Source organism: Paenibacillus sp. J22FR5, assembly GCF_059691975.1.
The window spans coordinates 96,161-122,927 of sequence record NZ_JCAUAN010000007.1 but is presented as its reverse complement, the minus strand read 5'-3'; the positions used below and the strand labels follow the sequence as shown (position 1 = coordinate 122,927).

Below are 26,767 nucleotides of genomic sequence, written 5' to 3'. Positions count from 1 at the left end.
ACCAAGGGGGAACACGTTCAACATGTTTAGTAAAAAACGTCCTACATTAGGAAGAGCTTGGGCTCTTATTGCATGTTTATTTGTATTGAGTATCGTTGTAACAGCTTGTGGAGAGAAGTCAGAAACAAAGTCGTCTGCCTCAGCAGCACCGCAAGAAACAGCGAAATCGGATGCACCGCGTACCATTAAGCACGCCATGGGAGAAACAGCGGTACCTGCGAATCCCAAAAGAGTTGTTATTTTGACGAATGAAGGAACAGAAGCTTTACTTGCACTTGGGGTTAAGCCGGTTGGGGCTGTTGAATCTTTCTACGGCAATCCTTGGTTTGAGCATTTTAAAGCGGATATGCAAGGTGTTACTACAGTAGGTGTTGAGGGACAACCGAATTTGGAAGTCATCGCATCACTTAAGCCGGATTTAATTATTGGTAATAAGCTTCGTCAAGAGAAAGTATACGAGCAATTAAAAGCGATTGCGCCGACTGTTTTTTCAGAAACGCTGCGTGGTGAATGGAAGAATAACTTCAGTCTGTATGCTGATACACTGAATAAGAAAGCCGAAGGCGATAAAGTTATCGGGAGTTTTGATAAACGAATTGAAGATTTCAAGTCCAAAGCAGGCGATAAGCTGAAGGAGAAAGTGGCTGTTGTCCGTTTTATGGGCGGTAAAACAAGATTCTACTTCGGTGATATGTTCTCAGGCGTTATTTTCAAACAACTTGGTTTCGCTCGTTCGGATGCCAAAAGTGATGAGAAATCGTTCGAAGATATTACTAAGGAACGATTAACTGAGCTGGATGCCGCTGATCGCGTATTCTACTTTACGTATGAAATCGGCGATGGCAAGGGGAATAAACAAGAGCAAGAATGGATGAATGACCCGCTTTGGAAAAATCTTAAAGTGGTGAAAGAAAATAAATTAGTAAAAGTAAATGATGCAACTTGGAATACAGGCGGCGGGGTTAGATCGGCTAACATCATGCTGGATGATTTATACAAGATCTACGACATTAAATGAGAAGAAAAAAAGGGCTTTCTCCGAGTATACCCGGAAGAAGGCCCTTTTGTTGCTTAAGTATTTTTGGATCGAAATTATCTGCTGAATTTATTGCTTGTACCAGCAAGTTGTTGTTCAGCAATTTGAACGAGACGACGAGTGATGTTACCCCCGATAGATCCTGTGTCATAAGACGTCATATAACCATAGTAGCCATCTTGAGGAATTTGGATGCCCAATTCTTGAGCAACTTCAAACTTCAATTGGTCTAGGGCCGATGAAGCTTGAGGAACTATTAAGGAGTTACTGCTGCGAGATTGTCCTGTAGCCATCTGATATCACCTCCAGTAATAGGTAGTATGAACTGTTTTGTAAATATTACTCATTTTTCAATTAGAAATTTAAATTTTTTTATAAAGCGTAAAAGCAGGAATGTTTCCACTTTGTTATAATGGTGAAATGGAAGTCGGGAAAGTGGTGAGAAAGCATGTTTGAACTAGCGATTAAGGGCTGGTCCCTAGATAAAGATTTACAAATCATTCAAGCAGACGTTCATATGTCTGTGGAAGATAGTTTGATCATTGAAGAACCCCTATGCATCGATGTTGGCTTGCCTGCCTTATTGTATAGCGCATTGCACGACACAGCACCTAACCGTTTTGCCCCTGCCGATCAGTGGGAGCGGATGCCGTTCTTTGTTTGCGGCTGCGGTGACCCAGAGTGTAGAGGCTTCTCATTCGTTGTGCGTCATCTGGCGGAGGAACAGCTTGAGCTCTCTTCTGTAGAAGAGCGAACGAACGGCACGTACCGCGAGCTTGAGACGCATGTCATTCCTAGCCGAGAATATCGCAAGCAAGTTGTAGACATTGGTGAAACGTATCTTGGTTTTATCGCCGATTTGGATTACCGTCCGTATTTTCAGGATACGGTGAAGGTCGTCGAAGAGTTGGTAGAGCAATTACATCTTAAATTACGGAGTGAATAATATGGCTGCAGCGAAATTTTACGTGGTTTGGGTAGGGCACAAGCCAGGCGTTTACCGTTCATGGGCAGAATGCCAAGCTCAGACTAATGGGTATCCACAAGCGAAATTCAAGTCTTATGAATCCGAAAGTGAGGCGCGTCAAGCACTTGAGAAGGGCTGGCAGAAATCACTTAATTTCGCTGGTAAAGGCACAGGAGGTTCAGCAGCTGGCAAAAAAACAGCGACTCCTGAGTCAGCGCCTGAGGTGGATTATGATAGTATTTCTGTGGACGTAGGCTGCTCAGGAAACCCAGGAATCGTTGAGTATAAGGGCGTGGATACGCGGACTGGGGAAATCATTTTCTACCAAGGGCCCATCACGAAAGGAACGAATAATTTAGGCGAATTTCTAGCGATTGTTCATGGACTTGCTTACCTACAGAAAAAAGGAAGTAAACAAACGATTTACACCGATTCGGTCACAGCCTTGAGTTGGATTCGTAAGAAGGAAGTATCTACTAATTTAGTTCGAGATGCGTCCACAGCAGAAATATGGACCTTAGTGGATCGCGCCTTGAAATGGCTGCATACCAATACCTACAGCAATAAAATCGTCAAATGGGATACGAAAAAATGGGGCGAGATCAAGGCTGATTTTGGCCGGAAGTAAAAGAATACCTTTCTCTAGTAATAAAAGTTCAAAATATCGTAATTATATTGACGGTTGTCCCCTCCAATGCTAATATAATGTAATTCCTATTGGTTAACTCGGTATAATATTCCGATTAATATAGTGGGAAATATAGAGAGTATGATCGGGAGGGAAATTCATTCATGAAAAGAACCAAATTACTTAGCGTTTTCATCAGTTTAGCTTTAGTAGGAAGTGTACTAGCAGCTTGCGGATCCAAAGATAGCAGCAGCGGGCAAGCATCACCTGCAGCAAGTACAAGCACAAGTGCCTCTAACTTATCTGGTAAGAAAATTGCACTTATTATGCAATTCAATACAGGAACTTTTTCTTCACAGTATGTTGAAGGTGTCAAAGAACAAGTAGAAAAACTAGGCGGTAAAGTTACGGTTTTCGTAGCTGATACAGACTTGGCGAAAATGGCGTCTAACTTAGATGCAGCGATCAACCAGAAATTCGATGGTATTCTCGTCGATCATGGTACAGCTGAAGCCCTTGAAGCTGGTGTGAAGAAAGCGATCGAGAAGAAGATCCCAGTTGTCAGCTTTGACTCCATCCTCACAGTTCCAGGTGTAACTTCCTTGGAGCAGGGCGATCAGAAAATGGCTGATGCAACACTTGAACAACTGGCTAAAGATGCTGGCGGTAAAGGTAACATCGTTAAAGTATGGGTAGCTGGCTTCGCACCAATGGAGCGCAGACAACTGGCTTACCAAGCTTTCCAAAAGAAATATCCTGACATTAAAGAAATTGCCGCTTTCGGAACAGCGAAAGATCCGGCCTTAGATACTCAAACACAAATGGAAGCCATCTTGAAGAAGTATCCGAACAAAGGTGATATCACGGCTGTTTGGACAGCATGGGACGAGTTCGCGAAAGGCGCTTCACGCGCGATTCAGCAAGCTGGACGAACAGAAATCAAGGTTTACGGCATTGACTTAAGTGACGAAGATTTACAGCTTCTGCAAGATCCGAAAAGCCCTTGGGTAGCTTCCTCTGCGGTAGATCCGAAAGATATCGGTCGTGTACAAGTACGTTACTTGTATCAAAAGCTGCATGGCGATCAAACGCCTGATAAAGTTGTCCTTGAGCCGGTTTATGTATCCAGAGATCAACTTCCGAAGGACAAGCAAATCAACACAACACAGCTTAGCGAGTACGTAAAAGGCTGGGGCGGAAGCCAACAAGGCTATACAGATTGGCTAAAAGCAGCAGAAAAAAAATAAGGTTGTCCTTTGCAGTCCCATCGCTAATATGCGGTGGGACTTTCAGATTGATAAGCGAGGTGGAAAAAGATGCCGAAGGAAAAGGCTTCCTTACCTTCATTATTGCAAATGAGGGGTATAACGAAATCCTTCCCGGGTGTACAGGCGCTGCAGGAGGTTGACTTTGACCTAGATGCGGGAGAAATCCATGCCTTGCTAGGGGCTAATGGTGCTGGTAAAAGCACCTTGATGAAGATTTTATCCGGTGCCTATACCCATGATGCTGGAATGCTTTCCATCAACAATCAACCACTCCACATCCGAACGCCTAAGGATGCCATGGCGCAAGGTGTATATTGCGTATATCAAGAAGTCGATACGGCCTTGGTACCTGAGTTGACGGTAACGGAAAATGTCATGATGGATAAGCTAGTCCAAGGGGAAGCTTGGGTAAATTGGCGAAAGCTGCACCGGGAAGCCGAAGCGATCCTAGCAAAAATAGGCGCGAGCTTCTCAGTACGGAGCAAGCTGGATGAGCTGAGCATCTCGCAGAAGCAGCTCGTGTTGATTGCTCGTGCGATGGCGCATAAAGCGAAGATCATTATTTTCGATGAGCCGACGGCGCCGCTCAGCTTGGAAGAGTCCGAGCGGCTGTTCCGCATTATGGACAGCCTGAAGCAAGAGGGAGTGGGAATTATCTTCATCTCCCACCGCTTGCAAGAAGTGTTCCGTGTCGCGGACCGGATCACGATCATGCGCGATGGCCGCCACGTGCTCACGCAGGCGGCTGCAACCATGGACATCGCCAGCGTGATCGAGGCGATGCTGGGCAAAACCTTCACCGAGGAGTTCCCGAAGGCCAATGTGCCCATTGGCGGTACCCTCCTCGAGGTGAAAGGGCTGCGCCGCGGTACCAAGGTGCGCGGCGTCTCCTTCGAACTCCGCCGAGGTGAAATCCTTGGCGTCGTCGGGTTGGTCGGCGCCGGCAAAACGGAGCTCAGCCGGCTGATCTTTGGTGCCGACGCCGCGGACGGCGGCGAGGTGTGGCTGGACGGGCGCAAGCTCGCGCTGCGCCAGCCGGAGGATGCCGTGCGTGCAGGCATCGCGCTCGTGCCCGAGGAGCGCCGTAAGCAGGGCGTCCTCGTGGAAGAGACGGTGAAGCGCAATCTGTCGCTGCCGATTTTGCGCAAGCTGAGTACGCTGGGCTTTGTGAAGCGCAGCGAGGAAAGTGCCCACGCCGTGAAAATGGTAGGTCAGCTCGGCGTACAGCCAAGCGATCCCAACCGCACGGTGAAGCACCTGAGCGGCGGGAATCAGCAGAAGGTGGCTGTAGGGAAATGGCTTCCGACAAACGCTGACGTGTACATGTTTGATGAGCCGACCAAAGGGGTCGACGTCGGCGCGAAAAGCGATATTTTCCGCTTAATTGGTCAATTGGCATCGGAAGGCAAAGGGATTATTTATTTATCCTGTGAACTGAATGAAATTATTGGAATTGCCGATCGCATCATCGTGATGAGCTATGGGTCTGTGGTGAAGGAGCTGTCCCGCGCGGAAGCGACGCAGGATCTCATTTTGACGTATGCGAGCGCGGGGGAGGCTGAATAAGTTGAATAGCTTGAAGGAAAAAAGCTTGGATTTTTCATTTAAATATGGTGCCCTGTTCATCATTGCACTTGTTCTTATCGTATTTTCCATCATCAATGAGAACTTTATGACGTATGACAATATCGCGGATATTTTACGTTCCATCTCGATTGTCATGTTTGTTGCGATCGGCGTGACGTTATCTCAAATTGTGGACGGCTTTGATTTGTCCGTTGGTTCGACGGTTTCCTTATCTACGGTTGCTGCGGCAGCCATGATGGTCTGGTATGAACAACCGCTCATTCTCGTTATTCTTGTTCCGCTTGTTATTGGAGCAGTCATCGGTTTCATAAATTCCTTGCTCATTGTTAAAGTCCGTATTCCGGATTTGCTAGCAACGTTGGCAGTTATGTATATTATCGGCGGTGTCCAAAAGACATATACCAAAGGCTTTTCCATCTATAATAATATGAGATTTCAGGACGGAACTGTGGCTCCAGGGAAGTTTTCACCAGAGTTTCTTTGGATCGGTCAAGGCAAACTATTAGGTATTCCTGTTCCTGTTATTCTTATGATTGTGGCCGTTATTGCGGTTCATGTGTTCCTAACTTATACACGTTGGGGACGCCAGTTGTATATTACGGGAGGCAATCGCGAAGCAGCTCGTTTATCTGGAATTTCTGTGAACAAAATCCGCTTAGCGGCTTATGTGCTTTCTGGTATTTTCGCAGCCTTCGGGGGCATCCTGTATGCATCTCGTGTTGGTTCCGGGCAAATTGATGCGGGGGCGCCACTGCTGATGGAAGCTGTTGCTTCGGTATTCGTTGGGTACTCCGTATTGGGTGCGGGGAAACCGAATGTCATTGGTACGTTCTTCGGTGCTGTACTGATCGGCGTATTGCTCAATGGACTCACTATGCTCAATGTTCCTTATTTCGGGTTCGACATTGTAAAAGGCAGCGTGCTCGTATTGGCGCTAGCCATTACTTTCGTTCATTTGAATCGGCGTAAAGCTTAAAATGCTAAATTGTAGGTTGTTTCCTAGCACATTGGCGCTGTATCACACTAAAGTGAGAAATTTTACGAGAAGTGTGGTATGATAGTTTCATTGTTTTTATAACAGAAATGAATTCTAGGAGGAATAAAGAATGGCACATCCAAAACAGCGCAGTGACATGATCAAAAAAGGTTTCGACCGCGCTCCTCACCGTAGCTTGCTACGTGCAGCCGGCGTTAAAGAGGAAGATTTCGGCAAGCCGTTTATTGCGGTTTGTAACTCTTATATAGACATTATTCCTGGACATGTTCACTTGCAAGAATTCGGTAAGCTTGTAAAAGAAGCCATTCGTGAAGCAGGCGGGGTTCCCTTCGAGTTCAACACAATCGGGGTTGACGATGGTATTGCGATGGGGCATATCGGGATGCGTTATTCCTTGCCAAGCCGTGAGATTATCGCGGATTCCTTGGAAACGGTTGTTAACGCACACTGGTTTGATGGTATGGTCTGTATTCCTAACTGTGATAAAATTACACCGGGTATGATCATGGGTGCCCTTCGCGTTAACATCCCGACGATGTTAGTAAGCGGTGGACCGATGAAAGCTGGTAAAGATAAAAACGGTAAATCCATTTCCCTTTCTTCCGTATTCGAAGGCGTTGGTGCTTTCCAAGCGGGTAAATTGGATGAAGCGGGTCTGGAAGAGCTAGAACAATACGGTTGTCCGACATGTGGATCATGCTCTGGTATGTTCACAGCGAACTCCATGAACTGTCTTGCTGAAGGTCTGGGACTAGCAATGCCAGGTAACGGTACGATTCTTGCCGTTGCTGAAGAGCGTAAGCAATTCGTTAAAGATTGTGCGAAACAGCTGATGGTTCTTATTGAGAAAGACATTAAACCGCGTGATATCGTGACGATTGATGCGATTGATAACGCATTTGCTTTGGATATGGCGATGGGTGGTTCTACGAACACAGTTCTTCACACATTGGCTATCGCTGCAGAAGCAGGCATCGAGTATCCGATCGCTCGTATTAACGAAGTGGCTGAGCGGGTTCCTCACCTTGCGAAAATCGCTCCAGCTTCCGATTACCACATTGAAGATGTGCATTTGGCAGGCGGTGTGAGTGCGGTAATCAATGAGTTGCTCAAAAAACCAGGTGCTTTCAACGGTGACTGTCTATCCGTTACGGCACAAACACTTCGCGAGAACGTGGCTGGTCGTGAGATTCAGAACACAGACGTTATCCGTCCTTTGACGAACCCGCACAGTGAGCGCGGCGGACTTGCTGTACTATTCGGCAACCTAGCTCCTGAAGGTAGTATCGTTAAAGTCGGTGCAGTCGATAAATCCGTTGGTGGACGTCACGTTGGCCCAGCGATCTGCTTTGACTCCCAAGACGAAGCTTTGTATGGTATCGCCAATGGCAAAGTAAAAGAAGGACACGTTGTTGTCATTCGTTATGAAGGACCTAAGGGTGGACCTGGTATGCCAGAAATGTTGGCACCAACTTCCCAAATCGTAGGTATGGGTCTTGGCGCGAAAGTAGCCTTGATCACCGACGGACGTTTCTCCGGCGCATCCCGCGGGATCTCGCTTGGACATATGTCCCCAGAAGCTGCTGAGGGTGGACCGCTTGCTTTCGTACATGACGGCGACATCATCGACGTAGATATGGACGGACGCAAAATCGAATTGCAAATCAGCGATGAAGAGTTTGCAAAACGCCGTGAGACTTGGGCAGGATTCCAACAGAAAATTACTACTGGTTACTTGGCTCGTTATACCAAAATGGTGACGAACGCAAGTGCTGGCGCTATTTTGAAAATCTAATTTAGATTGAGTAAAGCCCTACCCTTCACAACTGAATTGTTGATGGGGGTGGGGCTTTTTTGCGTGCAGAAATGCCTATAGTCTGTACAATCCTAGGCGCATATGGCTCATTATGATAGAAAGAAATGCATAAACACCAACGAACCTGTCAGAACAGTTATGGCGACGACAATTGATAGCGTTAAAACAAAACGGGCCTTGAAGATCGAAAGCATCATCAGTGTGCTCTTCACGTCGATCATGGGGCCGAAGACGAGAAAGGCGAGTAAGGAGCCAGGTGAGAATGATTTGGCGAAGGAGACTGCTACGAAGGCATCTGTTGTAGAGCACAAGGAGAGCAGGTAGGCGAAGCCCATCATGAACACGTGGGAGATGAAGACACCTTGCCCGATTGAACTCAAGCTGTCCTGCGCTACGAATGTTTGAATCAACGCTGTCAGCAACGCACCTAACATTAAATACTTGCTCATCTCGAACAGCTCGGAAGAGCCGTGGCTGACCATTGTCATGAGGCGACTATCCCCATGAGCATGGTTGTGGCCATGATGATCGTGTCCGTGGTCATGATGGTGCGCGTGATCATCATGTTTGTGATGATCGTGACTGAGTTTGTGTTCGTGCACGTGATCGTGCGTGTGGTGATGTACGGGGCTTGCTGCAGGCTCAATCGGGTGCCGCAAAGGATTACTCTTGAGAAAACGTGTGAGCAGGAAGCCAATGACAAGCGCAACGCCGAAGGTAAGCCCCATTCGTGAATAGGCCATCGCCGGATTGCCGCGGAAAGCCATCCAAGTAGAGGCAAAGACGATTGGATTGAGGATAGGCCCGACTAGGATGAAGATGACGGCGATATAAACGGGCATCCCTTTGCGCATCAGGCGGCGTACGAACGGGATCATGCCGCATTCACAGAGGGGAAACATAATGCCAAGCACACAGGCAAATAAAACCCCACCTAGGGGATGTTTTGGCGTCATGCGCTGGATGACGCCTTCGGGAATGAAGTTTTCTACGATGGTAGACAGCAGAACACCGAGAATCATGAAGGGAAGGGCATCTAAGAAGATGTCCATAAAGGACATGAACACATGCCTGATTGGTTCCGTGATCATCCCCATTGGGGGGAGTTGTCTTGTCGTCACGATAAGAATCAAGAGAAACGCACAAATCACCGTGGAGATGGGAAGGCTCCAACGGTATAGAGTTGAGGACAATGCGTTGACACCCCTTTGCCGTAGGATTGGTATGTATCTATCCTATGTACATGCTGGGCTATCTAGGACAATGTCCTCGATTGACATTAGTCACTAAGGGTGTATAATTATAGAAAATCAATTGCGATGATAGGAACAAGTACGTTTGTCTCGCGTTTCTCAGAGAGCCGGTGGATGGTGCGAACCGGTGAAACAAGCAAACCGAATGGATCCTTGAGCTTGAAGCTGAACACTGTGTAGATTTGCCGGAACCTAGGCCGGATGAAGCTCACACGGTTAATTATGCTAAACGGTAGCTCTCCGTTATCAGAGCCTGAAGGTTTACATGCACATAACTTTAGTTATGTAGGTAGACAAATTAGGGTGGTACCACGGTCTCTCGTCCCTTGCGGAGGGAGGCTTTTTTGTTGTCTTTTTTACCTATACACAGTTTATTTTCTGAAAATTCGAGGAGGTTTTTGAGAATGAAACGAGTACTATCCGGTATGCAATCCAGCGGTCAGCTGACGATTGGTAACTATATTGGCGCGCTTCGCAATTTTGTAAAGCTGCAAGAGCTGCATCGCTGTTATTTCATGGTCGTAGATATGCATGCCATTACAGTGCCGCAAGACCCAGCAGCGTTGAGGGAACAAACGGAGTCCATCGCTTCGCTTTACATTGCATCAGGGCTAGACCCGAATAAGGCATCTGTTTTCCTGCAATCACATGTTCACGCGCATGCAGAGCTAGGCTGGATTATGACGACGCTAACCCACATGGGTGAGCTGGAGCGTATGACGCAGTTTAAGGATAAGTCGGAGGGAAAGGATTCCGTTGGCGCAGGGCTATTCACGTATCCGTCTTTGATGGCTGCTGATATTTTGCTATATAACGCAGATCTAATTCCTGTGGGCGACGATCAGAAACAGCATCTGGAATTGACGCGTGATTTGGCGAATCGCTTTAACAATCGTTTTGGAGAGATGTTTGTCATGCCACAACCGTATATGCCAGAAGTTGGCGCTAGAATTATGTCGTTAGACGACGCTTCTAAGAAAATGAGCAAAAGCAGTCCAAATGCTGGAAGTTATATTGCGATGCTTGATGCGCCAGATGTGATTCGTAAGAAGCTTAGTCGTGCGGTTACGGATTCTGGTCGCGAAGTGAAATATGATCCTCAGAACAAACCTGAGGTAAGTAATTTGATGTCGATTTACTCGCACTTTGCCGAGATGAGTCTCGTTGAGATTGAAGCGAAATACGAAGGACAGGGGTATGGTCCTTTCAAAAAGGATTTAGCTGAACACATTGTAGCTGTTTTGGAGCCCATTCAGCAACGTTATAGTGAAATTCGTAGTTCAGGAGAAATCTTTGATATATTGAAAAAAGGAGCTCAGGAAGCTGCCGAAGTGGCAGATCAAACGCTGCTTGAAGTGAAGAAACGGATGGGCTTTATCGTTCGATAAGCCGATCAATTGTAAAAAAGCTCAAATTCCGATACAGAGGGAATTTGAGCTTTTTTGCAATTAGTTCATTCGGAAGGCGTATTTTTTCGACGCATCTTAGCTTTCACTGCGAAGCCATACCCGATAAATCCTAATGAAATGATGGAGCAAGCAAGCACCATCCAAGGCTCACGAAGGGCAATAAATAAGGAGATACAAGCGAGCAGCAGCGTACCAACGACTGCGAATAGGAGTGCGAGTGGTTTACTCATGGGTGTGACCTACTTTCTAGAAGTGTATGGCTTATCTTCTTATTTTAAACTTTTTTGAGCGCTGTGCATATAAATTCATTTCCTCCACATACTATCTTTGCAAGCTTGCAAATACATCAAAGATTATAGCTGACTGAAAGGAGTACGATCCTGATGGCACAATCTCGCAGCAGTAACACACTTGTAGTTCCGCAAGCCAATCAAGCTTTAGATCAATTGAAATATGAGGTAGCTCAAGAACTGGGCATTCAAATTCCTCAAGATGGTTACTATGGCAACATGGCAACCCGTGACACTGGATCAATTGGTGGCGCCATTACTCGCCGGTTGGTACAAATCGCCGAGCAAACGCTCGCGGGGCAATCTGGATCTAATTTCCGTTAATTAGATCATTTGTCTCCGTACTAGCATACCCAAACTTTGTAATAATAAAGCCCAGGAGCCTAAATAGCTTCTGGGCTTTTGGTGCGCGCGGAAACGCTTCGACTAAGGAGTGTAAGACTCTAGCACCCCGTGGGGTGACGGAACTGCATATCCAATAGGTAGTGTCCAGTTCACGAGGATGCCACACCAGCGATAACGCTGGAAGATCAGCACGCGATACGCAAATGCAAATGAAAGAGCCCATGCAATCTCGCATGGGCCTAATCGATTCTATTTGAGCTTGAGAACGCAATAGATGGAGTTTTTAATACAGGTCAACTCGCAGCTTCTTGCCGAGCTTCGTATCATTTACCCACCCGACGTAAGAATCGAGGGTTTGGAAATTGTGATCCATCAGGATAACGCCGACGAAGGGATACTGCTTACGATGGCGGTAGCGTACATCCGCCCATCGGACTTCATAGCCCCACCGGTGCTCTTTCACTTCAGCACAGGTGAAGGAGGAGAAATAGAGCAGCGCTTGAATGTCCTCATGATGTTTGGAAATCTCAATGGCTGGATGGTCGGTACAGGTAATGGTGTCTAGCCATTTCAGCTTGCCATTTTTGAGCTCACCTAACTGATAAGTCCCATCTGTTCGCTCTTTCACAATATTCCAGACATAGAGGTTGAATGTTACAATAAGGGTATATTTATCGCCAGGAAGAAAGGTTGCATCTTTCCGATACAGACCTTTTTCAATAATGGCATGGTCTAGTGTTCGCCAAATGTAATAAAGCGCGAGTAAGCCGTATAAGGTTGGGAAAATCAGTTGTGGCCTCGCTAGATGGAAGGACCACATAAAGATCGCGGCTATATGACTTGTGAATATAAAAGGATCGAAGATGTGGATGATGTTCCACGAGATCCATTTTTCTGAAAAAGGGCGAATAGCTTGGGTACCATAGGTGTTGAAACAGTCGGTGAACACATGAACGCAAACGGCAATGCCGATCCACATGGCAAGATGCATGAAGGAGATACCATGGAAAAATGGCGCAAGTGCCCCTGTAATTAGCAACGTCCATAAGGGGATGGCTGGCAAGGAATGTGAGCGTCCGCGGTGATTGCGAATATAGATAGCATTTCCTTTGAAACGAAGGAGTCCATCAATATCGGGAATCTGTGAACCTACGACAGTTCCAATAAAAACAGCAGTGGTTGCTGCCGTATCTGCGGAAATGCTCGGATCAATTTGCGAAAGCCCCGCTAAACCTAAGCCAATGACGAGATGAGTACCTGTATCCAACTGGTTTTCCTCCTAAGTGTTTCTGTACAGAGTTGTTGTTCTGTATCTGCGGTGAATGGTCTTAAGACATCTTGCTCTTAGTTTACCATTTTAGAGCAAAAAATAAATCAGAAGGAGATCTAAAAATGTCTAAAGTTTTTGTAGAGTATGCCATAAAACCTGAATATCGAGCTTCTTTTCTCATCTATATGCAGGGAATTCTGCGGCGGGAAGGGCGTTTGGAGCTGTTGGAGGGGTCGGATCAGGAGGGACTTTATGTAGAAATTTGGCATGAGGTTACGTACGAGGACTACCTAACCATGAAGCAGGAACGCTTACATTTAGATAAGAGGGGGGGAGACGGGCGGCAGGGCGATTGGGAGCATTGGATTCAAGGCGGCATCCAGAAACTGCATATGTGGCACTTCTCACCAGTGATCTTTACCTAGCACAAAAAACCGCTGCTCTATAATCAGAGCAACGGTTTCTCGCATGTCATTCAGCTATTATCTAGAGCCAACTCCACCACGGAAAGGGTACGTGTAATTGAGCTCTTCATCGAAGGTAATGTAATCCAAATTCACCATAAGTAATAAGAAACGCATGCCAGTAACAGGATCGCTGATAATGATATGATCACGACCTGCCGCTTCCAATCTTCCTTTGAAAATTTTGGCGTTCCATTCGGAGTTGTTTTCATATGTCATGTAGATGGTTGCCATTTTACCCAGGTTCAAACGAAGAATATTTTCGATATACGATTCTTCGGCCGGAAGTCCAGGTACGTTCACACCTGTTTGTAAGCCGCTACCAGGTGGCGTGAGTACCGAGCCGCTTGGTGTAGGGGGGACAACCTTATTCGTAAAGTTAGTTGGAACCGGGTAAGCAGGATATGGATTGCCATATTGCATTTGTGGCATTGCTTGATTACCTATTTTGTAAGGGTTATTCAACATGATGATAATTTCCTCCTCGAGCTTTCACTGCGAAAGCTTTCTTCGTAAATGTAGTTTCAAACAAATGGTTGGTCAGGCTCTCGATTAACCTTAACCAAAGGTTCCGAACGCTGAAGGACAATCCTTCACTGTTGGTGCGAAGAAGCAGTGCTTTTTGTAACGACCCGTTTGCTTCTGGTTATACCAAGAGCTAGGGCATGTGCCTTCAGGTCTGAAATACCAAAGTGAGTTCGTTGCAGGTTGATACCGCTCTCCGTCTATGACTCTTTGTGCTAAACGAACTTCAGAATCTCGGGCTTTCTGATAAAAATAGCCTTTCTGGGTGGCTTCAAAGCCACCAGGGCTTTGGAAAACCATGTCGTTGATATTTCGGATGTTTTTAAAATCGAGACAGTTTGCTCGAATCCGATTCACGCCAACATTTCCGACAAGCAGCATCCCCATTTCTCCTTCACTTTCAGCTTCGGCTCGGAGTAATCGTGCCAATAATCTGCGATCATTCGAATTTGATTTTATTACTGCCATCTGGATGGTCACTCCTTTCCGTTGACTGAGTTCGTGAAGGTCATTTTCCATAATCATCATATTGTGCGGTTGCCTATTTGGTGACGAATTTCCAGTCTTTTTCGCAAACAAAAAAAGCTCCCAAGGGAGCTTTACTTTAGTAAAAATTTATACCCGACTCCCCACACCGTCTTAATGTGCTTCGGTTCTTTGGGGTCATCTTCTATTTTTTTGCGAAGGTTTGCAATATGGACGTCGATCGCACGCTCGGTCACATGAGAATCAAATCCACGAACGCGATTCAACAGCTCTTCTCGATTGTAAACCCTGCCTTGATTTTGCCAGAAAAGCTTCATGATTTCGAACTCTGAGAAGGTTGTTTCAATGCTTTTGCCCCCAACATATAGACAGCGCTTCTCCAAGTCTAAGTGGATCCCAGGTTGATTGGGGGTGTCTGACCCTAAGAGAGCCTGAGGAGGAAAAGCGTTGGAACGCCGAAGTAAGGCTTGAATTCTTGCCGACAGCTCTCTCATGGAAAAGGGTTTGCATAAATAGTCATCTGCCCCCGTCTGGAGACCCTTCACACGATCCGAAACTTCGTTCTTGGCGGATACCATCAAGATCGGAATGTTCGAGGTGTTACGAATCGTTGTACACAGCTGAATCCCATCCATATCAGGCAGCATCAGATCAAGAATGATCATATCAGGCTGGAATTCTCGGAATAAGACCTCACCTTGACCGCCGTTCTCTGCGCGCTTCACTTCGTAGCCATCTTCGTACAAGTAAATAGACATCAATTCACCGATACTGAGGTCGTCTTCGATGATTAATATTTTTGACATACAGGTTCCCCTCCTTTTCCTTTAAAAGGCTAGGTGCTCGATATGCCGTACGCAATAATCGATCCTATCTATAATGACATGTTATCCTATCCATTTTGTGACGTCCAGTTTAAGTTATTTTCTTAGAAAAAAAGAAGTCTATCGCTACTTGAAGCCTAATTCCTTAGGCCAAGTTGGACAGCTTCCTTTTGGTAGGTAAGTATAAGTGAATTGAATCATACCGTTAAGTGCTTTCGAACGAGATCTTCGCTTAAATGCTCCGTATTCCCTTGGGCGGCAATCGTGCCGCGGTCAAGTACATAATAGTAATCAGCAATACTTGTCGCAAATTCTAAGCTTTGTTCGACGAGAAGCACCGCAATTTCTCGATTGCGCTTAATCGTTTCGATGATCGCCTCGATCTCCATGACGATAGATGGCTGTATCCCCTCCATAGGTTCATCCAGAAGCAGGAGCTGAGGTCCAGGAGCTAATGCCCGCGCAATCGCTAATTGCTGCTGCTGACCGCCGCTGAGGTCTCCTCCTTTGCGGTGCAGCATTTGGCGTAGCACGGGAAATGTATCGAAGAGGGTATCCGGCAGCTTTTTCCTGCGATCTGATGCGGCCTCAAGGCCTAATAAAAGATTTTCCTCTACAGTGAGTTGAGGAAATATTTCCCGGCCTTGCGGTACATAGCCGATACCTGACTTGGCGCGGCGATCTGGTGAAGAGGAAGTAATGTCCGACTCCATATAGTGGATTGTACCGGATCTTGGTTTGATGAGTCCCATGATACTTTTCATTAATGTTGATTTCCCAACCCCGTTGCGTCCCATAAGGCAAACAATTTGGCCAGGTCTTACCTCGAGGTTCACGTTGCGAACGACCATACTTTCACCATATCCTGCTTCAATATTCTTGAGTTTAAGCACCGCGTTCAACTCTCCTCCCGAGGTAGACTTCCGCTACTTTGTCGTCATTCTGAATGTCTTGCATCGTGCCTTCGCGGAGGACGGTACCTTCGTGAAGAACAGTTACCGTTCTGGCGAACTGACGAACAAATTCCATGTCGTGCTCAACGACGATAATCGTTTGATTGGCTGCAATTTCATGAAGCAGCTCGCCCGTTTTCTCTGTTTCGCTATCCGTCATGCCAGCTGCAGGTTCATCGAGCAGTAAGAGATCAGGCTCCTGCATGAGGAGCATTCCGATTTCTAGCCACTGTTTCTCCCCGTGTGAAAGGGAGCCTGCACGGTCTTTGGCCTTGCTTTGAAGCCCTATCATATCAAGACGCAGGTGGAGTCGATCTCTTTGTTCGCTTGTGGTTTTGGCCCAAAGCGCACTAAGGAGTCCGCGCTGCTGCTTCATAGAAAGCGCTAGGTTCTCAAATACCGTTAACGTGGAGAAAACGGTAGGCGCTTGGAATTTCCGGCCGATCCCGAGCTGGGCAATTTGGTGCTCTTGATGCTTGCTAAGATCAATGGAATCCTTGAAAAAGACGTGGCCTTGAGATGGCTTTACTTTGCCGCAGATCACATCGAGCAGCGTGGTTTTACCGGCACCATTGGGGCCAATAAGGAAGCGTAGTTCGCCGTATTCTAAGGAGAAATCTAGATTTCGTAAAGCTTTGAAACCGTCGAAGTTCACCTCAAGCCCCTTGACGCTCAGGATGGTCTGGTCGGTTGTCGGTTGTTGTTTCGCTAATTGTCCTAGCATTGAAATGCTCCTTTCCGGTTTACATAAGCGTTGTTTAGGTTTCTATAGCTTCTTGCGATGAAGAGAGCGGCTTAGGTAGATCGGCTTTTTTCCAATTCGAGAAATAATGGGTCAGGGTGCCGACGATTCCCTTTGGCAGGAATAGGACGACGATGATGAACATGGCTCCAAGCATAATGGGCCACCAAGCAGGATACGCTTCACTAAAGGTTGTTTTGGCTGCATTCGTCACCAATGCCCCAAGAATAGCGCCTCCGATGGTTGCACGACCGCCAATAGCTACCCATAGGACCATTTCAATGGATGGAACGATACCCATTTGTGCAGGTGAGATGATGCCTTCCTGAAGGACGAAGAGCACGCCTGCAAGCCCGGCTAATCCTGCGGAAGCGCAGTAAATGAATACTTTATACGTGACGGGATTATAACCAATGAAGCGCACGCGATTCTCACCATCTCGAATGGCGGTAAGAATGTTGCCAAGACGGCTGGTTACAAGCAGGGTGCTAAGGATCAGAATTAAGAGCACTACGGCTAAGGTGAGATAGAAAAACAACAGCTTCGTCGATTGTAATTGCAGGTTCAGACCGAGAAAGGTTGTAAAGTTGGTAAGCCCATTCGTTCCGCCTGTATAGCCTTGCTGCCCCACGAATAGTGTTACCGTTATGATGACCAATGCTTGAGATAAAATGGAGAAGAATGCGCCTTTGATCCGATTACGGAATGTGAAATAGCCAAGAATGAAGGCGACTATCATCGGTACAAGAAGCGCTAACAGGAAGGCAGCAGCGGCACTATGGAAGGGAACCCAGAACCATGGCAAGCTTTCGACACCGCTCCATGACATGAAATCAGGCAATTGATTCGGCGTGGAAGCGAGCTTCAAATGCATGGCCATGCAATAAGCGCCGAGTCCAAAGTAAACGCCGTGGCCGAGACTTAAGATGCCTGTATAACCCCAGATTAAGTCAATTCCGATCGCGATAATGGCATAAGCCAGGAATTTGCCGAGTAAGGATAAACGAAAGTCAGACAAGAAGAGGGGGGCGAGTGCAATAAGAATTAAACATATCCCATAGACGGAAAGTTTGATCTTAGATTGTCTGGCAAAAAGCATAGATGAGGTCACATCCTTTCTTCAATCTAAGGATCTTGAACGGATGGTCACAAGTCCCATCGGCTTCCATTGTAAAAAGGCGATAATCAGTGTAAAGACTAGTACTTTACCCAATGTTGCGCTGGTTGTATATTCCAATGCGGTATTGAATACCCCGATTCCCAATGCGCCGGCAACGGTGCCGATTAACTTGCCAATGCCGCCGAGAACGACAACCATAAAGGCATCTACAATGTAATAGGTACCAATCGTGGGCCCGATCGGCCCGAGTAAGGAGAGGGCGCAGCCAGCGATACCCGCCATGGCGGAGCCGAAGGCGAAGGATTGGGCATCTACCCGGCGTGTAGAAATACCTAGACATGCAGCCATTTCACGATTTTGCATAACCGCTCTCATCCGTCTGCCGCCAGCAGAATGATAGAGATACATGTAGATGATGAAGATACATAAGGCGACTAAGCCGATGATAAAAAGTCTTTTGTAAGGAAGAATTAAATCGGCAGTAACATGCCATCCGCCTTCCAACCATTGAGGGGCTTTAACCGCCACATTGGGTGCACCAAAGATCGAGCGTGCGATTTGCTGCAGGGCCAGCGAGACTCCCCATGTTGCTAGAAGACTGTCTAGCGGTCTGCCGTACATGAAGCGGATAAGCACAACCTCTAGCAGCCAGCCGATGGCGAAGGCAACGACAAAGGCAACACCCAGGGAAACTACGAAATACCAACCGAATGCAGAAGCGGGCATATAGGATTGAAACCATTTCTGCACAAGGTAAGCCATATAAGCACCGATCATAATAAACTCGCCATGCGCCATATTCATGACATTCATAAGACCGAATGTAATCGCGAGACCGATTGCGATTAAGAGCAGAATGGAGCTTAAGCTGAGTCCGTTAAATAATTGCAGCAGCAGCAAACTCATGCCAACCTCTCCTTCCTAAAAGTTTTGAGTTGCCCAATGCAAGCGAAGCGGGATCATGAATACTCAAAACTCGCATCGAAAGCATAGGCTCTACAGAAGTAAAATGATGAAATCCAGGACTGCGGCAAGGCAGTCCTGGTCTCTAAATGCCACGCATGGATCATCTTGATTTCCTATTGGCGATAAAACTTACATTTTAAACGCGGTCGGTCTTCCAAGAATTGCTTCGATACAAGTTTTCTCACTTCGTTACTTCTCCGCCCCAAGAGTAAGTCTTGAGGAATGGATCTGGTTTGAGTGCTTTGCCTGAGTTCCAAATTTCTTTAATTTGGCCATCAGCTGTAATTTGACCGATACGTGCAGTTTTGAAGATATGTTGGTTATCACCGTCGATCGTGACTTTACCTTCTGGTGAATTAAATTCAATGCCTTTGGCAGCCGCTTTTACTTTCTCTACATCAAAGGAACCTGCTTTTTTCACGGCTTCAGCCCAAAGATAAACAGCAGTGTAGCCAGCTTCTATCGGATCATCCGTTACGCGATCCTTTCCGTACTTCGCTTTATAAGCGTCGACGAATTTTTTGTTCTCCGGAATATCCGTTGTTTGGTAGTAGTTCCACGCCGTGTAGTGTCCGGCTAGAACAGAAGCGCCAATGCCGCGAACTTCTTCTTCAGCGATACTAACGGACATCGTTGTTAAATCTTTGGAGGTAATGCCTGCGTCTTGCAGCTGCTTGAAGAAGGCAACGTTACTGTCTCCGTTCAATGTGTTGAAGACTACGTCAGGCTTTTCCTTTTTAATTTTACTAATGATTGTATTGTAATCTGTGTGTCCAAGCGGTGTGTATTCTTCAGCGACAAGTGTTCCGCCATCTGCCTTCAATTGCTCTTTAATAATTTTGTTGGCTGTTCTTGGGAAGACGTAATCGGAACCGAGAAGGAAGAATTTCTTGCCTTTGTTTTGCAGGAGCCAAGTGACTGCGGGGATGATTTGTTGGTTCGTTGTTGCGCCAACGTAGAAGATGTTAGGTGAAGATTCTACACCTTCATACTGAACCGGATACCACAGTAAGCCTTTGTTTTGCTCGACAACCGGAAGTACTGCTTTACGGCTAGCAGATGTCCAGCAACCGAAAATCGTTACCACACTGTCTTTTTGCAGGAGCTTCTTTGTCTTCTCTGCAAAAGTTGGCCAATCCGATGCCCCGTCCTCGATCACGGGTTTAATCTTTTTGCCCAAAAGTCCCCCAGCTGCATTAATCTCATCAATCGCCATAAGCTCAGCATCTCGAACAGATACCTCGCTAATGGACATTGTACCTGTTAGTGAGTGAAGTATACCCACTGGTACGGTGTCGCCAGATGATGTTGAAGCCACAGGTGCAGTCGTTGTAGAGGTGGTAGTTTGTGTCTTCGCACAGCCGGCCGCTACTAACATCAAAGCCATACTTAGTGCAACTGTAAGTTTACCTTTGTTTCTTATCTCTCTCATTCACGTCCCACTCCCTTGCCTTACAAGATTTGGATTACATCGCTTATATTAAATTGTGAAACAAGTTTATGTCAACATACATGACACTAATAAATCATTTTTTGTTTTCAGTGCACAAGAAAGTGTGAAAAAACTGTGAAAATCACATGAATACGAAATATGACTTCTACCAATATGATTTTGATGTCATAATAACTAACACAAAAGATTTACAACAGCCCAATACACGAATATAATGAGTGTAAAGGATTTCCATTATTCGGTTTTTGAAGAGGTGAGATTGTGCATTTAACGGAAAGAGAAAAAGAGAAGTTACTCATCACCGTAGCTGCTGACTTAGCGAGACGAAGACTTGCCAGAGGATTAAAGCTGAATTACCCAGAAAGTATAGCACTGTTGACTTCTGAAATTATGGAAGGAGCTAGGGATGGATTGACCGTTGCTCAGCTCATGGCGTTTGGTACAACCATATTGAAGGCAGATCAGGTGATGGAGGGTGTCCCTCAAATGATTCACGAAGTGCAAGTAGAAGCTACATTTCCAGATGGGACCAAATTAGTTACTGTACATGAACCCATTACTTAATTACTCATGAGAGGGGCGAGCACATGGTTCCGGGTGAATATCGAACGGCTAAAGGTTTTATTGAAATGAACGCTGGGCGTCAGACAATTGAGATTATCGTTACCAATACAGGAGATCGACCAGTACAAGTGGGGTCGCATTTTCATTTTTTTGAAGTGAACCGAGGGTTGGATTTTCCAAGAGAGCTTGCCTATGGCATGCGACTAGACATTCCAGCAGGAACGGCGGTCCGTTTTGAGCCTGGGGAGCAGAAGCCGATTCAACTTGTCGAATTAGGCGGAGCGAAGTTGAGCTATGGACTTAATAATTTGAGTCAAGGAAGAGCAGAAAAAGACAAAATGTCGGCCGAAGCGAAAGAAAGATGGCAGGCTTGGGAGGGGATGCTCGGTGAGTCGAATAGATCGTAAAAACTATGCACTGATGTTTGGCCCTACGACAGGAGATGCCATTCGATTGGCAGATACCGAGCTTTGGGCACAAATCGAACATGACTACACCGTATATGGTGATGAATGTAAATTCGGCGGTGGGAAGGTCATCCGTGACGGCATGGGCCAGTCTAGCGGTGCGACCCGAGCGCAGGGTGTTCTGGATACATTGATTACGAATGCGGTCATCATTGATCACTGGGGGATTGTCAAAGGCGATATCGGCATTCGAGATGGTCATATTGTCGGCATTGGGAAAGCGGGAAATCCGGATATTATGGATGGCGTACATCCCAATATGATCGTAGGGGCGAGCACGGAGGTTATTGCTGGCGAGGGTAAAATCGTAACAGCTGGCGGCATCGACGCGCATATTCATTTCATTTGTCCGCAGCAAATTGAAACAGCGCTATCCTCTGGCGTGACAACGATGATTGGCGGCGGAACGGGACCGGCTACGGGAACGAATGCGACTACCTGTACGCCTGGTGCTTGGCACATGCAGCGGATGCTGGAAGCGGCCGAAGCTTTTCCGATGAATCTGGGCTTTACGGGTAAAGGGAATTCTTCCTTCCTGGAACCGCTGACCGAACAAATTGAAGCGGGTGCCATTGGTTTGAAGCTTCATGAGGATTGGGGAACAACACCTGCTGCGATTGACATGTGTTTGGAAGCGGCCGATCGCTATGATGTTCAAGTGGCGATTCACACCGATACATTAAATGAAGCGGGATTTCTTGAGGATACACTGGCTGCGATTAAAGGACGTACAATTCATACCTATCACACAGAAGGAGCAGGGGGCGGTCACGCGCCGGACATTATCCGCGCAGCCGCTGAGCTGAATGTCCTACCCTCTTCGACCAATCCGACACGACCTTACACGATTAATACCATCGAAGAACATTTGGATATGCTGATGGTGTGTCATCACTTGGATAGTCGTATTCCAGAAGATGTCGCCTTCGCGGATTCGCGGATTCGCCCAGAAACGATTGCTGCGGAAGATATTCTTCATGATCTCGGCGTGTTCAGTATGCTGAGTTCAGATTCCCAAGCGATGGGGAGAGTCGGAGAGGTCATTATTCGTACGTGGCAAACAGCGGATAAAATGAAAAAACAGCGCGGACCTCTGGCTCCAGATACGGAGGATAACGATAATTTCCGCATTAAGCGCTATATGGCGAAATATACAATTAATCCTGCGATTACACATGGCATTTCACATCTTGTCGGGTCTATAGAACCAGGCAAATTTGCAGATTTGGTCGTGTGGAGTCCGATGTTTTTCGGCGTGAAGCCGGATCTTGTGCTCAAAGGCGGAAGTATTGCGTATGCCCAAATGGGCGATCCGAATGCGTCGATTCCGACACCGCAGCCTGTCTTCGGACGGCCGATGTTCGCTGCATTTGGGAAAGCGTTGACGCAAAGCTCGATTACGTTCGTCTCACAGGCAGCATACGACGGTGGAATCGCTGAACGCTTCGGGTTACAAAAGCGGATTGAACCCGTGAAGGGCTGCCGCAGTATTTCGAAGAAAGACATGATTCATAACGACGGAACACCTTCTATTGAAGTGAATCCTGAAACCTATGAGGTGAAGGTTGACGGTGAGGCTGTGACCTGTGAGCCGGCAACAGAGCTGCCAATGGCTCAGTTGTATTTCTTATTTTAGGAAGAGCAAGTCCCGATTGAGGTGACGAGAATGTCAGTAGCAGGAACGGCTAAAGAGAAAGATAGGACAGTAGAAGTGAAGGCCGAGATGCCGACTCCCGCGTTTCATTGGTTGGCGTATCAGCAGTTGTTGGATTCGGCGCTCCCAATTGGTGGGTTTTCGCACTCCTTCGGGCTGGAAACACTCGTTCAGCAAGGAAGACTGACAACGATTGCGGAGCTCGAGGCGTATATTCGTTCGATGCTTGCTAACAGCTGGGCATCCTCGGATGCGATGGTCATTAAAGCGGCCTATACGCATATCCCTAGGGGAGAATGGGGGCAACTTTGGGACATTGACCATACGCTTCATGTGCAGCGGGTAGGGAGTGAGACGCGGGTTGGCGTTCAGAAAATGGGACGCAGACTGCTTCAATTATCGCGTTCGCTTTATCCGGAGCTGAATTGGCGGCCACTTGATGATGCTGTGAGTGCTGGGAGATGCAGCTCGAATCATCCTGTTGTTCATGGTTGGGTGAGCTACCATCTAGGCGCCTCGCTGGATCAGGCTGCAGAGGGGTATCTATACACCTGCATAATGACTTGCATCAATAGTGCGCTAAGGCTGATGTCCATTGGACAAACGCAAGGTCAAATGCTGTTAGCGAAGCTGGTTCCTTTGACTGGAAGTGAATGGAAGCGAGTTGCCCACATGGATCCCTTGGAGGCGTACACGAATTCACCTGCGGCGGATCTAGCGATGATGCAGCATGAAACCTTATACTCACGCTTATTTATGTCTTAAAAGGAAACCCAAACATATATCCGAGGAGGAATGACGATGTGTCAAGGTAACGGTCATCATCATCACGAATGGGAGAAACCCGCAGTAGATCGCAATCGCCCTATGCGAATTGGCATCGGCGGTCCCGTAGGCTCAGGTAAAACAGCGCTAGTAGAGCGCTTAGCACGCAAACTGAATAGTCGCTATAGTATTGCAGTTATCACGAATGATATTTATACGAAGGAAGATGCACGTATTCTGATTAGCTCTGAAGCGTTGCCAGAGGAGCGAATCATCGGGGTAGAGACAGGCGGATGCCCGCATACCGCGATCCGTGAGGATGCTTCCATGAATTTTGAAGCGATTGAAGAGCTGGAGAAGCGGTTTGAGAATCTCGATATCATTTTTATTGAGAGTGGTGGCGATAATTTGGCGGCTGCTTTCAGTCCGGAGCTAGTGGATCGCTTCATCTATATTATTGATGTGGCCCAAGGGGAGAAAATCCCTCGTAAAGGCGGACCTGGTATCATGCGTTCGGATATGCTGATCATTAACAAAATCGATCTAGCTCCTTATGTAGGTGCCTCCCTTGAGGTGATGGATTCGGATACGAAAAAGATGCGCGGCGAACGCCCTTATATCTTCTCGAACCTGATGGGGGGTACAGGGCTGGATGATATCGTGAGCTGGGTGGAGACGGAATTCAGCCATGCCTAAGCTGATTGGGGAGATTTCCGCACAATTTGCGGTGCGCAGCGGCCAGACGCGGCTCATACACAAATACCATGCCTCCCCGCTCAAAATCGCCAAAACGTTTCGTTACGAAAACGAAACTTGTATGGAGAATGCCGCGCCCATGGATCAGTTAGGCGTCTATATGATGGATTGCTCACCTGGGCTGATGGCAGGAGATCATTATGAAATTAACGTGCTCCTTGAAGAGGGCGCGCGTGTTTTTCTAACGAACCAGTCGTTCACAAAGGTTCATCCTTCTTCCGCGGATCAAGGAAGCACGCAGCACCAGATTCTTCGTCTAGAAGCTGATGCGCTGCTAGAGTATATCCCCGAGCCGTTGATGCTGTATAAGGACGCCAACTTGCTCGCGGAAACGGAGGCGCATTTATCCAAAGGATCAGCTTTGATCTTCTCTGACGTCCTCTGTCCCGGTCGAACTCAGCGGGGGGAAATATTTCAGTATGCGCGGTATGTGAATCGGATAAAGATTTGGTATGAGGATGAGTTGATTTTTTACCAAAATCAGCGCATCGAGCCAGCGACCATGCACCTCGCATCCCCAGGTTGCTGGGAGGGAGAGACGCATATGGGGAATCTGTTTATTTTCTCAGATCGCCTCCATCAGCGTCATCTGGAGGCAATTGTGGAGAAATTAAGCCATTTGGAAGGTAGTACAGTTCGAGTTGGGGCAAGTCTCACTTACAAATATGGACTCGTCGTGAACGTCATGGGACGGCACGCTTGGGAGCTCCAAGATGTCTTGACGAAGGCTTGGCATCAAATCCGCATCAGTTTATTTGAGTTAACGCCATTGCTGGTGAATAAATAGGAAGAGGAGGCAGGTTTAGAACCTGCCTCCTCTTCCTATTTATTCGACCCGGGCAGGGTCAACCCCACCTGTAACGCCTAAAATAGGCGTTACAGATCCACTCCGAGCCCGCGAGCTGCGCCGTAAGGCACTTTTCGAGACTAACAGATCCCCCCATCTGCCTCGAAGAGGCACACGACGTTCACATCGCGCACGGATGCGTCCAATTTTTCAAGCATTCCAAAATGGAATCGAATGGTAAGTTCATTTTTCACGCATACTGGAAGGAGAATCGACAATATGATGACAACTGCCCGCGCTTCATTGTCAAATGATGTAGGGGTTGGTATGATGAGAATGTTCATTTAGAAGTAGGATCGGAAATTTCAACATAGAGGAGGTCAATATACATGGAAAATCAAATCACCTACGAAACCGTTTCGACAGACTCGTCACAAGGGTCATCTCGAACTGATTCCATAGATGCTAGCCATGCCAAAGGTGCGGCAGAACCTGTAACCCTGAAAGAATTTTATCGCCTGGTGAAGCCGGGTATTATTTATTCGAATCTCATGACGGCTTTTGCTGGTTATTGGGTAGCGGCGCAGTGGGATGTGGACTGGATTCATCTCATTATGACCATGCTGGGTACAGCTCTGGTGATGGCTGGAGGTACGGTACTGAATAATTATCTGGACCGTGAGATGGATGCGAAGATGGAACGGACGCAGAACAGAGCTCTTCCAAGCGGAAGATTAAGCGCTAATTTCGTGCTCTGGTATGGTATTATTTTAGGCACAATTGGATTGGGAGTTCTCTACTTCGGGGCCCAATCACCGTTAGCTACATGGATCGGTTTACTTGGATTGTTTCTGTACGTTTGGCTCTATACGGCTTGGTTCAAAAGGACTTCTGTCTGGAGCACGTTCGTTGGGGCATTCTCAGGTGCGACACCGCCTGTTATCGGATACTGTGCAGTTAGCGGGACGGTTGATTTAGGAGCGATTTTGATCTTCCTCTTCTTGTTTCTGTGGCAACCGCCGCATTTTTGGGCACTTGGCATTCGCCGTATGGAAGAGTACCGTGCAGCGGGTTTTCCGCTTTTACCGGTAGTCAAAGGGACCTTCGTTACGAAAATTAGTATGGTACGCTATGTCGTTCTATTAGTACCTGTTACCGTTATGCTAACGGCGTATGGCTATGTAGGGTATATCTTCTTATTCGTATCAACGATTCTTGGATTAATGTGGGTATTCATGAGTGTCAAAGGGTTCAAAGCAAATGGGGAAGCGGAAATTGTATGGGCAAAGCGTATGTTCTTGTTCTCCCTTCTATATTTAACGCTGTTATCGATCTTGATGGTCATTGATACAACAGCGAGAATTAGTTAGTTTGG

Annotated in this window: 29 protein-coding genes and 1 other annotated feature; of the genes, 17 read left to right on the top strand and 12 right to left on the bottom strand. The window is 46.9% G+C overall.

Annotated features, from left to right (window positions below; all coding sequences use genetic code 11):
• The first annotated feature begins 22 nt into the window (after positions 1–22).
• Positions 23–1,018, top strand: a complete 996-nt coding sequence (locus AC58P7_RS12580; protein ID WP_497343258.1) for an ABC transporter substrate-binding protein — start codon at positions 23–25, stop codon at positions 1,016–1,018.
• Between the two features lie 74 nt (positions 1,019–1,092).
• Here the strand turns inward: AC58P7_RS12580 and AC58P7_RS12575 are convergent, their stop codons facing one another.
• A complete protein-coding gene (locus tag AC58P7_RS12575; protein ID WP_497343257.1) occupies positions 1,093–1,329 on the bottom strand; it encodes an alpha/beta-type small acid-soluble spore protein in 237 nt (78 codons plus the stop codon).
• Between the two features lie 155 nt (positions 1,330–1,484).
• Here AC58P7_RS12575 and AC58P7_RS12570 point away from each other — a divergent pair, with 155 nt between their 5' ends.
• From AC58P7_RS12570 to ilvD, 6 genes are all read left to right on the top strand, one after another.
• Positions 1,485–1,982, top strand: coding sequence for a hypothetical protein (locus AC58P7_RS12570; protein WP_497343255.1), 498 nt, complete (start codon positions 1,485–1,487; stop codon positions 1,980–1,982).
• Between the two features lies 1 nt (position 1,983).
• The gene (gene rnhA / locus AC58P7_RS12565) at positions 1,984–2,631 is read left to right on the top strand and encodes a ribonuclease H (RefSeq protein ID WP_497343253.1); all 648 of its coding nucleotides are present in this window, start codon (positions 1,984–1,986) and stop codon (positions 2,629–2,631) included.
• A gap of 164 nt (positions 2,632–2,795) precedes the next feature.
• Positions 2,796–3,878: a sugar ABC transporter substrate-binding protein gene (locus AC58P7_RS12560; RefSeq protein WP_497343251.1), complete on the top strand. Its 1,083-nt coding sequence runs from the start codon at positions 2,796–2,798 to the stop codon at positions 3,876–3,878.
• A gap of 69 nt (positions 3,879–3,947) precedes the next feature.
• Complete coding sequence (locus AC58P7_RS12555) at positions 3,948–5,465, top strand: sugar ABC transporter ATP-binding protein (protein ID WP_497343249.1); 1,518 nt, start codon at positions 3,948–3,950, stop codon at positions 5,463–5,465.
• A gap of 10 nt (positions 5,466–5,475) precedes the next feature.
• Positions 5,476–6,462, top strand: a complete 987-nt coding sequence (locus AC58P7_RS12550; protein WP_497343435.1) for an ABC transporter permease — start codon at positions 5,476–5,478, stop codon at positions 6,460–6,462.
• 130 nt (positions 6,463–6,592) lie between these two features.
• Positions 6,593–8,278, top strand: a complete 1,686-nt coding sequence (gene ilvD / locus AC58P7_RS12545; RefSeq protein WP_497343247.1) for a dihydroxy-acid dehydratase — start codon at positions 6,593–6,595, stop codon at positions 8,276–8,278.
• 110 nt (positions 8,279–8,388) lie between these two features.
• On the opposite strand, the gene AC58P7_RS12540 is transcribed toward ilvD, so the two are convergent.
• A complete protein-coding gene (locus AC58P7_RS12540) occupies positions 8,389–9,390 on the bottom strand; it encodes a permease (RefSeq protein WP_497343245.1) in 1,002 nt (333 codons plus the stop codon).
• Positions 9,391–9,609: 219 nt separating this feature from the next.
• Positions 9,610–9,882: a binding site (T-box leader), on the top strand.
• A 74-nt stretch (positions 9,883–9,956) separates the two neighbouring features.
• On the opposite strand from AC58P7_RS12540, the gene trpS reads away from it, so the two are divergent.
• The gene (gene trpS, locus AC58P7_RS12535; protein WP_497343243.1) at positions 9,957–10,940 is read left to right on the top strand and encodes a tryptophan--tRNA ligase; all 984 of its coding nucleotides are present in this window, start codon (positions 9,957–9,959) and stop codon (positions 10,938–10,940) included.
• 65 nt (positions 10,941–11,005) lie between these two features.
• Here the strand turns inward: trpS and AC58P7_RS12530 are convergent, their stop codons facing one another.
• Positions 11,006–11,191: a DUF5325 family protein gene (locus AC58P7_RS12530; protein WP_497343241.1), complete on the bottom strand. Its 186-nt coding sequence runs from the start codon at positions 11,189–11,191 to the stop codon at positions 11,006–11,008.
• Positions 11,192–11,344: 153 nt separating this feature from the next.
• Between AC58P7_RS12530 and AC58P7_RS12525 the strand changes: the two genes are divergently transcribed.
• Positions 11,345–11,575, top strand: coding sequence for an alpha/beta-type small acid-soluble spore protein (locus tag AC58P7_RS12525; RefSeq protein WP_477590377.1), 231 nt, complete (start codon positions 11,345–11,347; stop codon positions 11,573–11,575).
• 304 nt (positions 11,576–11,879) lie between these two features.
• Here AC58P7_RS12525 and AC58P7_RS12520 read toward each other — a convergent pair whose 3' ends face one another.
• Complete coding sequence (locus tag AC58P7_RS12520) at positions 11,880–12,863, bottom strand: metal-dependent hydrolase (protein WP_497343239.1); 984 nt, start codon at positions 12,861–12,863, stop codon at positions 11,880–11,882.
• Between the two features lie 125 nt (positions 12,864–12,988).
• On the opposite strand from AC58P7_RS12520, the gene AC58P7_RS12515 reads away from it, so the two are divergent.
• Positions 12,989–13,291, top strand: coding sequence for a hypothetical protein (locus AC58P7_RS12515; RefSeq protein ID WP_497343237.1), 303 nt, complete (start codon positions 12,989–12,991; stop codon positions 13,289–13,291).
• A 57-nt stretch (positions 13,292–13,348) separates the two neighbouring features.
• Here AC58P7_RS12515 and gerQ read toward each other — a convergent pair whose 3' ends face one another.
• The 8 genes from gerQ to urtA all read right to left on the bottom strand — a co-directional run bounded on the left by gerQ (position 13,349) and on the right by urtA (position 20,378).
• Positions 13,349–13,798 (bottom strand): spore coat protein GerQ, encoded by a 450-nt coding sequence (gerQ, locus tag AC58P7_RS12510; RefSeq protein ID WP_497343235.1) that lies wholly within the window; start codon positions 13,796–13,798, stop codon positions 13,349–13,351.
• A gap of 90 nt (positions 13,799–13,888) precedes the next feature.
• The gene (locus AC58P7_RS12505) at positions 13,889–14,323 is read right to left on the bottom strand and encodes a cell wall hydrolase (protein WP_497343233.1); all 435 of its coding nucleotides are present in this window, start codon (positions 14,321–14,323) and stop codon (positions 13,889–13,891) included.
• 131 nt (positions 14,324–14,454) lie between these two features.
• On the bottom strand, positions 14,455–15,147 hold the full coding sequence (locus tag AC58P7_RS12500) for a response regulator transcription factor (RefSeq protein ID WP_497343231.1): 693 nt from the start codon (positions 15,145–15,147) through the stop codon (positions 14,455–14,457).
• Positions 15,148–15,362: 215 nt separating this feature from the next.
• Positions 15,363–16,058 (bottom strand): urea ABC transporter ATP-binding subunit UrtE, encoded by a 696-nt coding sequence (gene urtE, locus AC58P7_RS12495; protein ID WP_497343229.1) that lies wholly within the window; start codon positions 16,056–16,058, stop codon positions 15,363–15,365.
• On the bottom strand, positions 16,051–16,842 hold the full coding sequence (gene urtD / locus AC58P7_RS12490; protein ID WP_497343227.1) for an urea ABC transporter ATP-binding protein UrtD: 792 nt from the start codon (positions 16,840–16,842) through the stop codon (positions 16,051–16,053). The genes urtE and urtD overlap by 8 nt, the downstream gene beginning before the upstream one ends.
• 34 nt (positions 16,843–16,876) lie before the next feature.
• The gene (gene urtC, locus AC58P7_RS12485; protein ID WP_497343225.1) at positions 16,877–17,959 is read right to left on the bottom strand and encodes an urea ABC transporter permease subunit UrtC; all 1,083 of its coding nucleotides are present in this window, start codon (positions 17,957–17,959) and stop codon (positions 16,877–16,879) included.
• A gap of 21 nt (positions 17,960–17,980) precedes the next feature.
• Complete coding sequence (urtB, locus tag AC58P7_RS12480; protein WP_497343223.1) at positions 17,981–18,886, bottom strand: urea ABC transporter permease subunit UrtB; 906 nt, start codon at positions 18,884–18,886, stop codon at positions 17,981–17,983.
• Positions 18,887–19,127: 241 nt separating this feature from the next.
• Positions 19,128–20,378, bottom strand: a complete 1,251-nt coding sequence (gene urtA / locus AC58P7_RS12475; RefSeq protein WP_497343221.1) for an urea ABC transporter substrate-binding protein — start codon at positions 20,376–20,378, stop codon at positions 19,128–19,130.
• Between the two features lie 282 nt (positions 20,379–20,660).
• Between urtA and AC58P7_RS12470 the strand changes: the two genes are divergently transcribed.
• From AC58P7_RS12470 to cyoE, 7 genes are all read left to right on the top strand, one after another.
• On the top strand, positions 20,661–20,963 hold the full coding sequence (locus tag AC58P7_RS12470; protein WP_056613424.1) for an urease subunit gamma: 303 nt from the start codon (positions 20,661–20,663) through the stop codon (positions 20,961–20,963).
• A 23-nt stretch (positions 20,964–20,986) separates the two neighbouring features.
• On the top strand, positions 20,987–21,370 hold the full coding sequence (locus AC58P7_RS12465; protein ID WP_497343219.1) for an urease subunit beta: 384 nt from the start codon (positions 20,987–20,989) through the stop codon (positions 21,368–21,370).
• Positions 21,351–23,066 carry an urease subunit alpha gene (ureC, locus tag AC58P7_RS12460; RefSeq protein ID WP_497343217.1) on the top strand — a complete coding sequence of 572 codons (1,716 nt, stop codon included), beginning with the start codon at positions 21,351–21,353 and terminating at the stop codon, positions 23,064–23,066. Before AC58P7_RS12465 ends, ureC begins: the two co-directional genes overlap by 20 nt.
• 30 nt (positions 23,067–23,096) lie before the next feature.
• Positions 23,097–23,849 carry an urease accessory protein UreF gene (locus tag AC58P7_RS12455; protein WP_497343216.1) on the top strand — a complete coding sequence of 251 codons (753 nt, stop codon included), beginning with the start codon at positions 23,097–23,099 and terminating at the stop codon, positions 23,847–23,849.
• Positions 23,850–23,885: 36 nt separating this feature from the next.
• Positions 23,886–24,545 (top strand): urease accessory protein UreG, encoded by a 660-nt coding sequence (gene ureG, locus AC58P7_RS12450; protein ID WP_497343214.1) that lies wholly within the window; start codon positions 23,886–23,888, stop codon positions 24,543–24,545.
• Complete coding sequence (locus tag AC58P7_RS12445) at positions 24,538–25,392, top strand: urease accessory protein UreD (RefSeq protein WP_497343213.1); 855 nt, start codon at positions 24,538–24,540, stop codon at positions 25,390–25,392. The genes ureG and AC58P7_RS12445 overlap by 8 nt, the downstream gene beginning before the upstream one ends.
• A gap of 389 nt (positions 25,393–25,781) precedes the next feature.
• Entirely contained in the window at positions 25,782–26,762 is a 981-nt protein-coding gene (cyoE, locus tag AC58P7_RS12440; protein ID WP_497343212.1) for a heme o synthase, read from the top strand.
• Positions 26,763–26,767 lie beyond the last annotated feature (5 nt).